Source organism: Actinomyces sp. MRS3W (genome assembly GCF_032465695.1).
Taxonomy (GTDB): Bacteria; Actinomycetota; Actinomycetes; order Actinomycetales; family Actinomycetaceae; genus Actinomyces.
The window spans coordinates 1-14,055 of record NZ_JAWDJJ010000229.1 but is presented as its reverse complement, the minus strand read 5'-3'; the positions used below and the strand labels follow the sequence as shown (position 1 = coordinate 14,055).

Sequence of the window (14,055 nt, the reverse complement as noted above, 5' to 3'; positions counted from 1 at the left end):
GCGCATCTCCTCCTGCGGGTGGACGCTGCGCACAGGTGGGCCGGGTAGGCTCGGACGCGAATCGCGATACGAGCAAGAGACGACGAGAGGGAGCAGCCGTGGCCGCACAGCCCACAGCCGGTATCTGGGACGACGACCCCGACGGCGCCTCGATCGTCCTCGCAACCGGGCGGCAGCGCCACGATCTGCTCGTCATTGCCGAACCCGCCCTGCTCACCGAGCTCGATGCCGCCTGGGGGCGGCCGGCCTCGCGCGTGCGGCTGTCGTTCCTGCCGGGAGTCTCCGCTCCGGGCGGTGTCGGCCAGGAGGACAGCCTGTACTCCTATGACCGCGACGGCCTCGGCGTTCTGGTGGCGCGCGGGCGCACCAGCCTGTTCGAAGGCAAACCCGCCCGCCGCACCACGGCCCTAGCGCGCATTGCCCCCGGCGCCGGCGTGCGCGCCGCCCTCCTGGTCACCCGTGCCGCGAGCCTGGGCGGCTGCGTGCCGGGGGACCTCCTCGCGATCGGTGATCACCTCAACCTCACCGGCGCCCCGCTCTTCCCCGCCACCGGCCTGCTCGATGCCGCCTGGGACGAGCCCCTCACCGAGGGAGTGCGGGGGCTCGACGGCGTACGCGACCCCGGTGTGGCCGCGCTGGTTCCCGGACCGGTGCGCCCGAGCCGGACGGAGGCGCGCCTGCTCGCCGCCCTGGGAGCCGACGTCGTCGTCACGGACACGGTGGCCGAGGCCATGGCCCTGGCCTCGCGCGGCGTCCGCGTGGTCGGCCTGGCTTATGTCGATGCGGTCGCTGACGCGGCCGGCTCCGGGACGAGTTCGGAACGCCGCAGTGCGGGCCGCCGTGCCGCGGCGCCGCCGACCGTCGACTTCACACAGGCGCCGGCACCCGAGGTCGTCCTCGCGGCCGTTGAAAAGGTGCTCAACACCCTGCGTTGAACTCGCAGCAGAGGAACTAGGCTCTGCTCCGTGAAACCCTTCCTGATGCTGGGCGTCCGCGCCGATGACGAGCCCGCCGACGCCGAATACGAGGCCTTCCTGCTGCGCACCGGCCTGGACGAATCAACCCTGGTCCGCCACCGCCTCGAAGCCGAACCCATGCCGGACCTCGACCTGGCGGACTGGTCCGGCATCATCGTCGGCGGCTCCCCCTTCAACACCTCCACGCCGGTCGAGCGGAAGAGTCCGGTCCAACTGCGGGTTGAAAGTGAACTCGACGAGCTTGTTTCCCGTCTGCTGGAGGAGGACTTCCCCTTCCTGGGTGCCTGCTACGGACTGGGCCTGCTCACCCGGCATGAGGGCGGCGTCGTCGACGGCACCTATAAGGAGGAGGTCTCCTACCCGCAGGTGGAGCTGACCGCGGCGGGCCGGGAAGACCCCCTGTGCGCAGGCATACCCGCGGCATTCCCGGCCTTCGTTGCGCATACCGAGGCGGTGGCCGTCGCTCCCCCCGGCGGCGTGGTGCTGGCCTCAGCCGCAACCTGCCCGGTGCAGGTGCTGCGGGTGCGCACCAACCTGTACGCCACCCAGTTCCACCCTGAACTGGACGGCGACTATCTGGCGCACCGCCTGGCCTTCTACGCCGGTCACGGTTACTTCGACGACGAGCGCCTGCCGCAGATCCAAGATGAGGTGCGTGCCCAGGACGTGAGCGATTCGTGGAAGGTGCTGTCCAACTTCGTCGGCCGCTACGCCCGCTGAGTGCCGGTTCCGCCGCGGCGTCGGCATGGACAGTGCGGTGGCCCCGTGCCAGGATGGGACGACAGCCGTGGACGAACAGTCACGGAGCCCAGGTGTGAGGGGGCGCGTATGACGCACCCGCCGAGCACGAAAGAAGGTTCAACCATGTCCCGTATCGTCATCGTTGGTGGCCACGGAAAGGTCGCTCTCCTGCTCGCCCCGCTGCTGGTGGAGCGCGGCGACGACGTCGTCTCCCTCATCCGGACTCCCGAGCATGCCGACGACGTTGCCGCCACCGGCGCCGTGCCGCTGGTCGTGTCCGTTGAGGAGGCGAGTGAGCAGGAGCTCGCCGCCGCATTCGACGGGGCGGACGCCGTCGTGTGGTCTGCCGGCGCCGGCGGCAAGGGCGGACCGGAACGCACCGAGGCGGTGGACCGCGACGCCGCCATCCGCTCCATGGAGGCCGCGAAGGCCGCTTCCGTGCCCCGTTACGTCATGGTCTCCTTCGCCGGCTCCCACGGTCAGGATCCGGTACCGGCCGATCATCCGCTGCGCACCTACGCCATGGCCAAGCTCGCCGCGGACCGTCACCTGGTTGCCTCCGACCTTGACTGGACGATTGTCGGGCCCGGCCTGCTCACTCTGGAGGAGCCGAGCGGCCGGATTGAGGTCGGGCGTGTCGAGGGGGAGGGACAAGCACCGACCTCCCGGGCGAACGTTGCCGCCGTCATCGCCGCGGTACTCGCCGAGCCCGCCACCGTTGGGAAAGTGATCCCCTTCCGCGACGGCGAAACCCCCATCGCCGAGGCGATTGCCGACGTCCCGGTCGAGTACGCCGATTTGGACAACTGAGCCGATTGAGTTGATCGGGTGCGTCGCACGCCGCCCGCGGGCCTGCGCGTCAGGTCGGCGGGCGGCGTGCGACCGGATACCCGGCGCCGCAGTTCAGCTGATGAGCTGAGTGGCCAGGGGAGCGAGGAACTCGCTCGTACCGCCCTCCACCCGGATGGAGGCCAGCTCGTCGACCGCCGTCGGCCCCCGGTTGATGACGATGAGCTCGGCGCCGGAGGCCAGAGCCTGACGCACGATCCACAATCCGGTGAGCACCGCCAGGCTCGAGCCGGCCACGAGCACGACGTCGCAGTCGGAGGCGGCCCGCATGGCCGCATCCATGGCAGCGGGTAGGCCTTCGCCGAAGAACACGATGTCCGGTTTGAGCAGGCCGCCGCACTCCTCACAGTTCACCGGGGTGAAGTCGCAGGCCTCGGCGGCGGCGCGATCGGCCTCCGGGGTGATGGCCACCCGCGCCGGGTCGGTTTCGCGCGGGTAGTCGGGGTTGAGGGCGGTCAGTCGCGCGTCGAGGTCGGCACGCGAGGTCATCCGCCCGCAGCCTAGGCACACCACCCGGTCGTAGGCGCCGTGCAGCTCCCACACCGTGCGCTGCCCGGCACGCGAGTGCAGCCGATCGACGTTCTGCGTGGCCACGCCGGTGAGCAGCCCCGCCGTCTCCAGCTGCGCCAGCGCCACGTGTCCCGGCGTCGGCTTCAGCGGATCAAGGAGCCGCCACGTGGCGTGGTTGCGGGCCCACACCCACCGGTACCAGACCGGGTCGGTGGTGAACTGCTGGAAGTCAACGGGCTCAACCGGGGTGGTTCCTATGCCCCGGTAGTCGGGAATGCCGGAGTCGGTGGAGATGCCTGCCCCGGTGACGGCGAGGGTGCGGCGGCCGGCCATCACCTCGGCGACGGCCTCAATAGCTGGATTCACGACGAAGTTTCACGACCGAAATGATGCACGAAGTTGCGGATGACCTGGCCCGCGACGTGCTCTTGCGAGCTGCGGGCCTCTGCCAGGATATTCTCCACCAGGCCCGGATCGCCATAGCCGGCGTCGGAGTAGACCGAAACGCGCTGGGCGAAGCGCTCGGCGTCGAGCTCGGGGTTGAACTGGGTGCCGTAGACGCACTTGCCGACCCGGATCATCTGCACCGGGCAGTCCGGCGAGCTGGCGAGCAGGGTGGCGTGCTCGGGCACGTCGACGGCGCCCTCATGGTGGCCGACAAAGGCGGTGAAGGTCTGCGGCATTCCCGCCAGCAGCGGATCCTCGCGGCCGTCCGCTGTGAGGTACACGTCCGTGGTGCCGAGTTCCTCACCGAACTCACGGGAGGTGCGGGTCCCGAGGTAGCCGGCGAGCACTTCGAGGCCGAATCCGGTGGCGAGCACGGGCACGCCCTCCTTGAGGGCGAGAGCCAGCAGCTCGCGTACCTGCTCCTCCACGCGCAGCTGGGTGCGGGTCTTGGCGGATTCCGGCGTTGAGAGGTTATACGGGCTGCCGCCGATGAAGACGCCGGAGACGTCCTGGGCGTTGAAGGAGGCGGACAGGTCCACCTCATCGAGGAGGACATGCTGGAGGTCGGCCGGCTCGAGCCCGCCCTGAAGGAGGAAGGAGTCGTACTCGCTCTGCGCGGCTTCAAGCTCTGGACGCGTCGAGACCATGATGAAAGGCTTCACGCGATTACCATACGGGTTTTTGTGCCCCTGCCATGCCGCCCGTCCGGGTGGGGCCGCCCACCCCGGGGCCAGGGTGGAGCAGGTTGTTTATGAAGCCCGGGTGATCAGCCACCACAGCCACAGCCAGCCGGCGGTAGCCGCGGCGCCGACGACGATCGCGAACCAGGCCTGGCCGTGCCCGGTGTCGTAGCTGCCGCGCAGGCGCTGCAACGCCAGACAGCCCAGCCCCAGTGCGAGCAGCCCTATGCCGGGGATCGGGCTGAGGATGGCGCATATGAGGGCGACGACGGCGGTGGGGTCGATGCGCTGCCGGGGCGCCTGGTATCCGGGGCCGGCGAAGACCTCGTGCGGGTTGAGCTGCTCGGTGCCGGGGAACACGAATCCCGGCGGGACGATCCGGGTGGGGTCGACGACGTCGGGCTGGTCCTGGCTCATGATGTCATCGTGCCACGGATCGGTGGCATCATCCCTCGGCGTCCGCGTCGTCTGCTGCGTCTTCCTCGGTCTGGTCGGCTTGTGTGGGGGCACTGGTTACCGCGACGCAGCCGGATGGGGCGGAAATCGTCTCACCGGCCTTGAGCTGGCCGATCTCCTCGACGGTGAGGATTCCTGTGGAGTACTCCTCCCCGAGCACGACGCTGACCGTCGGGTCGGAGGCGTCCTGGGTCTCATCGATCTGGACGACGACGCTGCCGGTGAAGACCTGGGCGAGCGTATAGGCGTTGGTCAGGCCCGCCTCGGAAGTGGTCAGCTGAACCTCTCCGGTGTAGGCGCCCATGGGCCAGTCGGCGGTGTTGTTGACGGTCAGCCCGGCGTCTCCCAGGGTGTCGGCCACACCGCCGGCCAGGCCCGTGGTGTCGGTGCCGTTGTAGACGTTGACGGGAACCGACGTGACGTCCACGGTGGTTGCGTCGGCGGGCGGGCAGGGCTCGACGACGGTGGCATTGGGATCCTCCGCCGCGGAGAAGCCCGGATCGTAGATGGCGGGCAGCATGCCGCTCCACACCATGAGGCAGACGACGGCTACAGCGGCCATCGCTGTCAGCGTGCCGCCGATCACGATCGTCTGCCGGTGCTTGAGGCGGCGCCGGTACTCGGCGTAGGGGTCGGCGGAAGAGCTCACCCTCACAGGGTAGTGGACGACTCCGGTCTACGGGGTGCTGCGTGGGTTTCGGGCGCCCAGATGTGTCGGCTCTTGGGACGACCCCGGCCTACGGGGCGCCGCGGCAATAATGAGCGATCCCCGTCGGCTCGGGTGCGGACGACCGGTGCCGCATGTCGGGGCGTCGCGCGGGCTGAGGCACCGTCGGGCGGGGTGTCGGTGGGTGTCGCGGCCTCGCCCGGTGGGGGTTCGGCGTGCCGTGGCCGGGGCGGTCGGCTGGGGCCGTGTGTTGTCGCGGCTGGGTCTGTTACGTCGGTTCGGGGTCTACTACGCCACTTCGGGGTCTGCTACGCCGGTTCGGGGACCCCTGAAGGGCTTGGAGGCCTTCAGGAGTCGGTTAACTGGCGTACCCAACGGTGAAGTGGCGTAGTAGACGACCGTCCTCGTGGCGCACGCTGGTTGGGGCCGACGTTGAACACGACCCTTTCGACCCGAGTCCTCACCCGCCGACGTCGAATACGACCCTTCGCACCCGAGTCCTCGGTTGCGCGCGGAGGCTTCGGGTCACAAGGGTCGTACTTGACCACCACGCAACCCCGAAGAGGAGGTTTGGGGTCAAAAGGGTCGTACTCGGGGGCAAGCCCCCGCCACGCCGCGCCACGGGATGGGACAGTCACCTCAACCCACACCGCGGAACACCCACCTCACCCGCGCCACGGGCCGCCCCGACCCGCCCCACATCCGCCCACGCCCTTGGGTCGATCGCGTAACGCCGATCCGTCCCGTCGGTCGTGTTAGCTGAGGCCGTCTCCGTTGAACGTCCTATCAACGGTGGCATGCCGCCACTGCTCCTGAGCGGCGCGGGTGGGCCTCCAACGCCCCTCGGCGGTGATCCGCCACCACCACGGCTCGGGCACGGGCAGGATTGCTCCCTCGCTGACGGCTACGCCGTGGAACATGATGCCGACGTCGATGGGTACCTGGGTGAATACGTCGCAGCGTTCCTCCCACGGCACCAGGAACTGGTTGACGACGTAGGGCGGCTCCCAGCTCGCAGGAAACTCGACCTGGAATATGCGGGTGAGTTCGCGAGCGTCGGCCACCAGGCTCGGTCGCACGATCTCCAGGCTGGGGCGCCGGTCGGAAAAGTCGGTGAAGATGGCGACGGCGGCGTCGTCCGCGGTGCGGGTGTAGGTGGCGGTAATGTCACGGGCGAGCGCCAGGCTGACGACGTCCAGAACCTCCGGCACCTCCTGGGTGACGGCGGTGATGATGCGGGGCACGGCTACTCCTTGAAGTCCGGGTTGAGGCTTACGGGATGGGTTAGGGGCGCTGCGCAGCGGGGCCGCGGTCGGTGGATGAGTTGTTGTCCATCCCGAGGGCCCGGCGCACGTTCCCGGCATCGCCGTCCAGGGTACGCACCAGATCGAGTAGCGGGCTCCAGTCGGCATCGAAGTTGGATTCGAGCGGCACCAGCAGGCCGCGCCGTCGGCCATAACCGGTTGTCTCGCCGTCGTGAGCCTCGGCTACAGCGGCGGCGTCGACGCCGAGCTGCCGGATTCCAGGCGCGCCGATGAGCACGGCCAGGGGAGTGGGCGGACGGCGCACCGTGGCCGGCAGGGAGGCGTCGGCGCGGGCGTAGGTGCGCATGGCGAGGGCGAATTGTGGCTTGGCGCCGGTGGAGAGCGCTTCGAACAGTGTCATGGTGCGCTCGCGGTACTCGGTGGATGGCGCCGCGCCGACGACGCTGAACTCGACGTACTCCTCCAAACCATTGGCGGTGCGGGAGGCGGTGAGGGTTCCGGTGAGTGTGGCGCGCTGGCCATGTCCGGCGAGCACCAGGTGGACGGTGGGCATGTGGTCGCGGCAGAAGGTGGTCAGTTCGTCGCGGTCCCAGAACGCGCCGGCGGGTTCGTAGCCGCCCCAGAACAGTTCGCCGTCGGGCAGGAGGTGCTCAGCGACGAGTTCGACGACGCCGCCCAGTCGCGTGGTCCGGCGGGCCGGGTGGTAGGCGGAGATGGACACGGTCAGGTTGGGGACGACGTCCCGCTGCCTCATGTGCAGTGGGGAGATCGCCGGTCGTGGATCGGCGAGGATCTCCAAGGTGTGCTTGATGTCCGGGATGGGGCGGCCCGAGCGCAGCTCCCGGTAGGCGCCTTCCTCATCAATGAGCACGATGGTGCCGGTGGCATCGGTGATGCGGTCGAAGGCGGGGGTGACGGCGCTGTGTTCGGGAACAACCAGGATGGTGCGCTGCGTGCGCCCTGCGGTGCGGTGCAGCAAGTCCGCCAGCGGCTCGGTCAGGGCGATGACGGGGCCGCTCAGGACGGTGATGGAGGCCCGGCTGCCGATCTGGGCGTCGAGCATGGGGTGCGTCATGGTGAAGTGGGGGCGCTCGGCCGGTGGGGCGTCGGGTGAGTGTTGCGTTCCGGGAAACATGTGCGGGCGGGGCTCCTCACGTGGGTTGAGCCGCTGTGTGGGCGGCGGCCCGGGGCTCGACGGATTGGGCGTACCCCGAACGTGCGTGACGTTACTCTTGCTTAATCGAAGCGGCGGTGGCAAGCTGCGCCCCGGGAGTAGCCCGACTGTTCCCTGCAGTCCTGATGTGTTATCCAATGCGTTCGGGTTGCACTTCGCATCTCTCTTGCCGAAGGTGACTGATGAAGTTCGACATGGGTGCGTCGACCCTGACGACGCTGACGAAGCAAACCTCCTCCTCGAACGAGGACCTGGGCGCACTGGTCAAGGAACTGGTGGTGGCCGCCGAACCGCTGGAGGGACGGTTCAACGGCAGTGGGCGTGCTGCCTTCGATGGCTTCAAAGCGCGCACCGACGAGGTCTCCGCCGAATTGAATGTCTCGCTGGCGGCGGTTCTCGGAGGCATCTCCGGGATGGACACGGCCTTCATCCAGGGGGAGCAGGAGATGGTGGATTCCACACGCGCCGCCGAGGGCTCGGTGAGCTTCGACTCCGCCCGTTTCGGATCGGGGCGCTGAGGAGGGGACGAGCATGGCTAACCAGATCGACAAGCGCTCCTACGACGTCGGCGCCTCCCAGGAGGCCCAGTCCAATTTCGAGCGGGTGGCCTCCCGGCTCGAGAGCCTCATCAACCAGCGTGACAGCGACGTCAAGGCCGCGATGGCGCAGTACCAGGCCGACGGCGTGTCGGACGAGTACCAGGCCAAGGAACTGCGCTGGAAGAACGCTGCCGGTGAGGTGAGGGGGATTATCGCCACGCTGCGGCAGTCGATGCAAACCACGGATGAGGGCGCGCAGAGTACTTTGCAGCGTGCCCGCCAGGCCGTTGACGAGATCGGTTGACGGCGGTGTCGGCCTGGGACATCGACCCCGACGGCGTGGCGCGGGTGCTGCGGGACGAGCAGACGCTCGTGGACTCCACTCCGGGCCAGGAGGGTGATTTCACCACTGCCCTGAATGACGTCGGCACGGAGCTCGGCAACGTGATGACGCCGTGCACCGAGGCCAGCGGTATGGGAACCACCGCCGATGGTGAGCAGCTCATGCAGTCGGCCCTGGTGGCCAGCGCCATCAGCGACTGGTTCACCACCCACAAGCCCGACTTCGAGTCGATCACAACCACGATCAGCAACGTGCTGAGCAACACCGTCAATGCGGTTAACGCCTACCAGCAGCACGATGAGGCGGCCGCGCTGGAGTTCCAGCGCAACGCCAAATGACCCGCCGTCCGCTGAGCCGCTCAGCCCCCGCCACCGGCAGGCTGGGCGAATCGGCGGGCAGCGTCCCCAGTACCCGAGTGACGCATGTGATTGCAGCGGATTGAGCCGATGACAACCCCTTTTGATGAGACGAAGATCCCCGGCCTCACCTTCGATGTGGAGTCCCTGGACACGGCCGCCACCAACCTGGAGACGAAGGCCGGCGACCTGCGTACCTCTGGGGATGACGTCAAGACCACGTGGGCGGGAATCCAGAACGTGTACAAGGCCCCCGAGCAGGAGACCCTGTACGCGGCCATGGATCCGGTGGCCACGGACACTGATACGTTGGCAACCGCCTTGGAGAGCATGGCGGGGTACCTGTCCACCTTCGCGGATTCGATGTCCGGCATCAAGACGCGGGCACAGAGCCTGGAGACGAAAGCGCTCGCCTTCAAGACGAAGATCCAGGACAACCCGGAGTGGGACCACGATCAGGACCTGGTGGATGAGAACAACGTCCTCATCGCCACCGCCAATGGCATCCAGGTGGACATGTGGGATGCCGAGCGGACCTGTGCCAACAACATTCGTGCCCTGGACGGCCTTGCGGGCTACCACGCCGACCCCACGGGGGATGATGACGAACTGGGCTACGGCTACTCGGAGATTCCGGAGGGCACCGAGGGCATGCCGTGGGGCAGTCCCGTGGACCGCCAGGACTCCTGCCCGAAGAAGGCCGGGGTCGCCGTCAAGCGCTTCCTGTGGGACGGGCTGGTGTGCGAGGGCTTGGGCGGCATGGTCAATGGTGTTCTGAACCTGGGCGGCTTTCAGTTCGAGGGCTCCAACGGGTTCACCCACGACGGGGACAGAGCTGTAGCCATTTTGCAGGGGCTCGCCATGCTGGTTGGCGTCACCTGGAATGAGGACGGCAGCTATGCCGGCCACGACTGGTCCACTGCCGGCGCTGCTTGGAAGGAGACTGGCAAGGGAATCCTGTGCTGGGATCAGTGGGAGGACGACCCGGCGCGTGCTGCGGGTGGAACCGTGTTCAACATCGGTTCGGTTCTCATTCCTTATGTAGGCATTGCCACCAAGTTCACCTCGGCCGCCTCCAGGGTGGGGAAGGTGGCGCGCTGGGCGCAGGCTGCGAGCAAGGTACTGAGCTACATGGACCCGCTGGGTGTGGTGGCTGACATGACCTTGGGCAAGGTTGCCAAGGTTGTCATGAGCAAGGTCGACTTCAGTTTCAGCGGCTTTGAACTGCCTGGCCGGAAGTCGGTCGGGGACGGCGTGGCGAGTGTTGATGTTGATGTCCGTACTGACCTGCCTGATGTGGATGTGGACGCCGGCGCTCGTCGTCCGCATGCGCATGGGGATGGGACCAATCCGACGCCGGATTTGGGTGACGTGGATCTGCGCCGTGGTGGCGTGGACGTGGATACTCCCGATGTAGGTAGGACACCGGATGGGGACTCCCCGGATGGGTCGCGGCGCAGCCCCGATGCTGATGTGACGCCCGATGGGGAGAGGGCGCCCGACGGTGACCGGAGCTCCGACACGCGCACCTCTGATGCCGATGCTGGGGACCCCCGGCGCGCACCGGATGCACCTGAGGGGCCTGACGCATCGGATAAGTCTCGGAGTCCGGATGTGTCGGAGTCTCCTGACTCGCCGCACTCGCCCGATGGCCGGGACGTGTCGGATTCCCCGGATGCCAAGGATTCCCCTGACGGTGAGGATCGCAGGCCGGACTACGACCCGGACAAGGATGCCTTCAACCAGGAGCACCGGCCCAAGACCGAGCAGAGCGTCAAGGTGGACGAGGACAGTCCGCTGGCGCCGAGGCCCCGTTCCCCGTTCGGCAAGGGCGTGGACTTGGACCCGAACACCTGCTACGAGGTGGAGGGACGCGGCAAGTACTACACGAACGACGCCGGCGAGGTTGTGCACGTGGAGGCGAAGTCCGCCGTGCAGCGGCAGACGTGGCTGGGTAGGACCAGTGAGACAATGAATCCTGACCTGAAGGATCCCCTGCCGAATGCGACGTATACGGTGGATGGGAAGTTCCATTACACGACGGATGATTGGGGTCGTACGGTTCGCATTCAGGTTGACCGGTTGGATGTGGTGGATGAGGCTTCGCGGTATCGTTCGGAGTCGGTGCAGGATCGTGTCGGCGGTTACGGTGACGCTGTTGGTGGCGGTTATGATGGTGGTCACCTGGCTGGTTCTAAGTTCGCTGGCCCTCCGGAGGACATCAATGTGCTGCCGATGTTAGAGGACCTCAACCGGGGCACCAATGGCACGTATATGGAGAGCTTCAAGAAGCTAGAAGACGATATCGCCGCCAACCCCGATGCTTATTGGAATATCGACATCGTGATTGAATACGATGGGCCGCCGACGAACGCCGAATCTGTAACGCGATTGGGTGATGTTGAACCTGCGGACAGGGTACCGAAAGCGTTTGAGGTTTACTCGGAGGACGCGGGTGGACAGGCGAGAGATCCGAGTAGGTTCAGGAACAGGTGATGGTGTAAGTCGTGGATCGTGAGGTGAATTGTGGTGGAGTCGACTGAAGCCCTTATGCGACGCGTAGAATCATTCATCGGAAAATGGCTAGAAGAATCGGGTGCTGTTGGCGCTAGTGTAACGGTCGATGCTATCGGAAGAGCGAGTCAGTATCATCCGAAACTGATGATTGATGGCGAGTGGAGGCGGAAGCCAACTCCTCATGGACTGTTGTCCCTGTTAGATGACCTGCGTGACATGCAGGTTCGTCCTGGTTGGGGCGCGTGGACGTGGTGTCGTCTGTGGATGGATGCGTCTGATGGGGTGTTGCATCAGGAGTGTGATTGGATGCGTGAGCCAGTGTTCAGCCGTGCTTCGGGTGAGGTGCGTCCGGGGCCGCGTGATTGTTGGAGTGAGTTGAGGCGGTTTCCCCGTGCTGATGAGTTCATCCCGGATTGGCTGAGGCAGGGCTATGAGGCGGAGCTGAAGCGGCAGGAACGTAATGCGCGTCGACGTGAGGCGCGTGGTCGTAAGCGTGAGCAGGAGGGATAGCAGGGTAGGGGCGCTTTCTGGTCCGATTCCGAACCCGGCGAGGGCGCCGGGATGGGGCGCTTCGAGGGGAGTACAGATACGTGACGGGTGCAACCCCGGGCCGGGGCTCACATGTTGCCTGATTCGCGGTAGTGTCGTTTCGGTAAAGGCCACCTCGGGCCGTCCCGGAGATGAATCGAGGTAGAATCCATGACCGAATGGTCCTTCGAAGCACAGATGCAGGCCGTTGAGGCACTTTCCGACGCCTGCGCCCGCTGGATGCGGTCCGCACACGTGGAGGAGATGTCCATTGAGGTCCAGGCCGTCGGCGCCCGCGCCGGCGTGCGCAGCCGGGCGCTGCGCTCCTCCGGGCTCATGCGCCGCGGCGGCTGGGAGGACAACATCGTCCCGCGCGAGGTCGTTGAGCCCGCTGTCAAGGTGCGCATCGCCATGGCCCGTCCCGGTGGCGGTGCCTGGACCAAGGGTGTGTTCTCCATGAACAAGCAGGACTACCAGCTCATCTCCGACTTCGACTACGACCACGAGCCGATCCTCAACCCGCCCTACAGCCCGGAGGACGTCGCCCGGGAACTCGAACTGTTCCCCCGGGACCCCAAGGCAACCCCGGACTGGATGAAGCAGCACCAGTGAGCGCCCCCTACCCCGAATACGGCCGCGCACCGAACCGTCCGGGGCAACCGTCGCAGCCGGTTCCCTATCCGCAATCGGGCCCCCAGGTGCATCGGGCCCCCAACTCGCAACCCGGCTACGGCTACCAGGCACCGAACTGCCCGGGACTGCCCGCGGCGCCGCAGCAGGTGCCGTATCCGCTCGACGGCTATCCTGCACAACGGCGGGCGCGGATTACCGGTGGACACGCGTGGTACGTGGGTCTGCTGGTGCTTCCCATGTTCCCGGGTATCGGTTCGGTCGTGGCGTCCATCGCCATGATTGCCGTGGGGCTGGTCAGTCGCCGGGCACCCGAGCCCGACCGCACCAATGGGACCGCAGCTGCCAGTTGGGGGATCAACTACTTTCTGGCCACCATTCTCCTTCTGGGGAGCAATCTACTTGTGATCTTCGGTGTCATACCCGACGACTCCGATGGATTCTTTCCGTGGGGCTTGGCGATGATGGCTTGGCTCGTCATTTCCGCGTTCCACGTTGTCATCAGCTTCGCCTTCGGTATCCGTGCGGATCGCGGCAAGGTCGTCCCCTTTCGCGGCATCCCCTTCATCAAGTAGCCGGGCGCCCCGGCCGCCGGTCGGCGTGAAAATCACTCGCCGGTAGACGCGAAGTCACCTACCTGCACCAGGCGGGGCTTACGGCCGCGCCGCACCCACCAGCCGCGCCCGGCGCGCAGGTGCTCAGCCCGCACCCCGCCTATCAGCGCGCCCTCGCCCCGGTCACCGTCCATGATGAGGCCAGTCGCCCCGGTATCCCGCAGAGCCTGCAACAGCTGGTCGTACAGAGCGCGCGACGCGCCCGCCACCGGCCGCGCCAGCACCACGTTAAACCGCAGATCCCGCGCCGAAGACAGGAACGGAATGATCGCTCCCAGCGCTCCAGTACCGCCCGACGACAGAATGTCGTAGTCGTCCACCACCAGCACGATCCGCGGTCCCTCCACCGTCTCGCCCGCCGCCAGGGCGTCGGAGCGCCGCTGCAACTCCTCCGCAATCGACGCCGACAAACCGGTGGCCAATGAGGTCGAGGTCGCATGCCCGCCGAGGAACGCCTCCGGGCACGCGCCCGCCGTCGTCCGTCGCACGTCGTAGACGGCCACCACCAGCTCATCGGGCGTGTACCGCTCCACCAGCGACTCGATGACGCCCCGCAGGACCGTGCTCTTGCCGCAGCCCGGGTCGCCCAGCACCAGCAGATGCGGGTCCCGCCCCGTCAGGTCCAGGTTGATCGGCGTCATCGTGTCCTGGAACAGACCCAGTGGCAGCAAGTCCGGCTCCTGCTCGCCGTCGGGCAGGTCCGCGGGGTCAATACTCTCCGGCAGCATGCGCACGGGCGCCGGCAGCGGCCCCGACCAGGCC

Annotated in this window: 16 protein-coding genes; 9 read left to right on the top strand and 7 right to left on the bottom strand. The window is 67.2% G+C overall.

The window, feature by feature from the left end; translation table 11 throughout:
• Positions 1–98: 98 nt before the first annotated feature.
• From RWX45_RS08780 to RWX45_RS08770, 3 genes are all read left to right on the top strand, one after another.
• A complete protein-coding gene (locus tag RWX45_RS08780; protein WP_316023349.1) occupies positions 99–935 on the top strand; it encodes a purine-nucleoside phosphorylase in 837 nt (278 codons plus the stop codon).
• A gap of 30 nt (positions 936–965) precedes the next feature.
• Positions 966–1,697 (top strand): glutamine amidotransferase, encoded by a 732-nt coding sequence (locus RWX45_RS08775; RefSeq protein ID WP_316023348.1) that lies wholly within the window; start codon positions 966–968, stop codon positions 1,695–1,697.
• Between the two features lie 144 nt (positions 1,698–1,841).
• Complete coding sequence (locus RWX45_RS08770) at positions 1,842–2,528, top strand: NAD(P)H-binding protein (RefSeq protein WP_316023347.1); 687 nt, start codon at positions 1,842–1,844, stop codon at positions 2,526–2,528.
• 93 nt (positions 2,529–2,621) lie between these two features.
• Here the strand turns inward: RWX45_RS08770 and RWX45_RS08765 are convergent, their stop codons facing one another.
• From RWX45_RS08765 to RWX45_RS08740, 6 genes are all read right to left on the bottom strand, one after another.
• On the bottom strand, positions 2,622–3,410 hold the full coding sequence (locus RWX45_RS08765; RefSeq protein WP_316023351.1) for a Sir2 family NAD-dependent protein deacetylase: 789 nt from the start codon (positions 3,408–3,410) through the stop codon (positions 2,622–2,624).
• A 29-nt stretch (positions 3,411–3,439) separates the two neighbouring features.
• Positions 3,440–4,186, bottom strand: coding sequence for a glutamine amidotransferase-related protein (locus RWX45_RS08760; protein ID WP_316023346.1), 747 nt, complete (start codon positions 4,184–4,186; stop codon positions 3,440–3,442).
• An 87-nt stretch (positions 4,187–4,273) separates the two neighbouring features.
• The gene (locus RWX45_RS08755) at positions 4,274–4,621 is read right to left on the bottom strand and encodes a DUF4190 domain-containing protein (RefSeq protein WP_316023345.1); all 348 of its coding nucleotides are present in this window, start codon (positions 4,619–4,621) and stop codon (positions 4,274–4,276) included.
• A gap of 28 nt (positions 4,622–4,649) precedes the next feature.
• Positions 4,650–5,309 carry a LytR C-terminal domain-containing protein gene (locus RWX45_RS08750; protein ID WP_316023344.1) on the bottom strand — a complete coding sequence of 220 codons (660 nt, stop codon included), beginning with the start codon at positions 5,307–5,309 and terminating at the stop codon, positions 4,650–4,652.
• Between the two features lie 773 nt (positions 5,310–6,082).
• A complete protein-coding gene (locus RWX45_RS08745; protein ID WP_316023343.1) occupies positions 6,083–6,571 on the bottom strand; it encodes a hypothetical protein in 489 nt (162 codons plus the stop codon).
• A gap of 40 nt (positions 6,572–6,611) precedes the next feature.
• Positions 6,612–7,727 (bottom strand): DUF6177 family protein, encoded by a 1,116-nt coding sequence (locus RWX45_RS08740; protein WP_316023342.1) that lies wholly within the window; start codon positions 7,725–7,727, stop codon positions 6,612–6,614.
• Positions 7,728–7,948: 221 nt separating this feature from the next.
• On the opposite strand from RWX45_RS08740, the gene RWX45_RS08735 reads away from it, so the two are divergent.
• The 6 genes from RWX45_RS08735 to RWX45_RS08710 all read left to right on the top strand — a co-directional run bounded on the left by RWX45_RS08735 (position 7,949) and on the right by RWX45_RS08710 (position 13,254).
• Positions 7,949–8,284, top strand: coding sequence for a hypothetical protein (locus tag RWX45_RS08735; RefSeq protein ID WP_316023341.1), 336 nt, complete (start codon positions 7,949–7,951; stop codon positions 8,282–8,284).
• Positions 8,285–8,297: 13 nt separating this feature from the next.
• Positions 8,298–8,609 (top strand): pore-forming ESAT-6 family protein, encoded by a 312-nt coding sequence (locus RWX45_RS08730; protein ID WP_316023340.1) that lies wholly within the window; start codon positions 8,298–8,300, stop codon positions 8,607–8,609.
• Between the two features lie 5 nt (positions 8,610–8,614).
• Entirely contained in the window at positions 8,615–8,986 is a 372-nt protein-coding gene (locus tag RWX45_RS08725; RefSeq protein ID WP_316023350.1) for a DUF6507 family protein, read from the top strand.
• 108 nt (positions 8,987–9,094) lie between these two features.
• Positions 9,095–11,500, top strand: a complete 2,406-nt coding sequence (locus tag RWX45_RS08720; RefSeq protein ID WP_316023339.1) for a DNA/RNA non-specific endonuclease — start codon at positions 9,095–9,097, stop codon at positions 11,498–11,500.
• A 720-nt stretch (positions 11,501–12,220) separates the two neighbouring features.
• Complete coding sequence (locus RWX45_RS08715; protein ID WP_316023338.1) at positions 12,221–12,661, top strand: hypothetical protein; 441 nt, start codon at positions 12,221–12,223, stop codon at positions 12,659–12,661.
• On the top strand, positions 12,658–13,254 hold the full coding sequence (locus tag RWX45_RS08710) for a hypothetical protein (RefSeq protein WP_316023337.1): 597 nt from the start codon (positions 12,658–12,660) through the stop codon (positions 13,252–13,254). Before RWX45_RS08715 ends, RWX45_RS08710 begins: the two co-directional genes overlap by 4 nt.
• Before the next feature lie 32 nt (positions 13,255–13,286).
• On the opposite strand, the gene RWX45_RS08705 is transcribed toward RWX45_RS08710, so the two are convergent.
• Positions 13,287–14,055: FtsK/SpoIIIE domain-containing protein (locus RWX45_RS08705; RefSeq protein ID WP_316023336.1), on the bottom strand; the 769-nt coding region annotated here is incomplete at its 5' end.

Bases quoted from the DNA above. Each gene is read 5' to 3' on its own strand.
- RWX45_RS08770 (WP_316023347.1), top strand. From the start codon at position 1,842: ATGTCCCGTATCGTCATCGTTGGTGGCCACGGAAAGGTCGCTCTCCTG.
- RWX45_RS08755 (WP_316023345.1), bottom strand. From the start codon at position 4,621: ATGAGCCAGGACCAGCCCGACGTCGTCGACCCCACCCGGATCGTCCCG.
- RWX45_RS08730 (WP_316023340.1), top strand. From the start codon at position 8,298: ATGGCTAACCAGATCGACAAGCGCTCCTACGACGTCGGCGCCTCCCAG.
- RWX45_RS08765 (WP_316023351.1), bottom strand. From the start codon at position 3,410: ATGGCCGGCCGCCGCACCCTCGCCGTCACCGGGGCAGGCATCTCCACC.
- RWX45_RS08740 (WP_316023342.1), bottom strand. From the start codon at position 7,727: ATGTTTCCCGGAACGCAACACTCACCCGACGCCCCACCGGCCGAGCGC.
- RWX45_RS08735 (WP_316023341.1), top strand. From the start codon at position 7,949: ATGAAGTTCGACATGGGTGCGTCGACCCTGACGACGCTGACGAAGCAA.
- RWX45_RS08720 (WP_316023339.1), top strand. From the start codon at position 9,095: ATGACAACCCCTTTTGATGAGACGAAGATCCCCGGCCTCACCTTCGAT.
- RWX45_RS08715 (WP_316023338.1), top strand. From the start codon at position 12,221: ATGACCGAATGGTCCTTCGAAGCACAGATGCAGGCCGTTGAGGCACTT.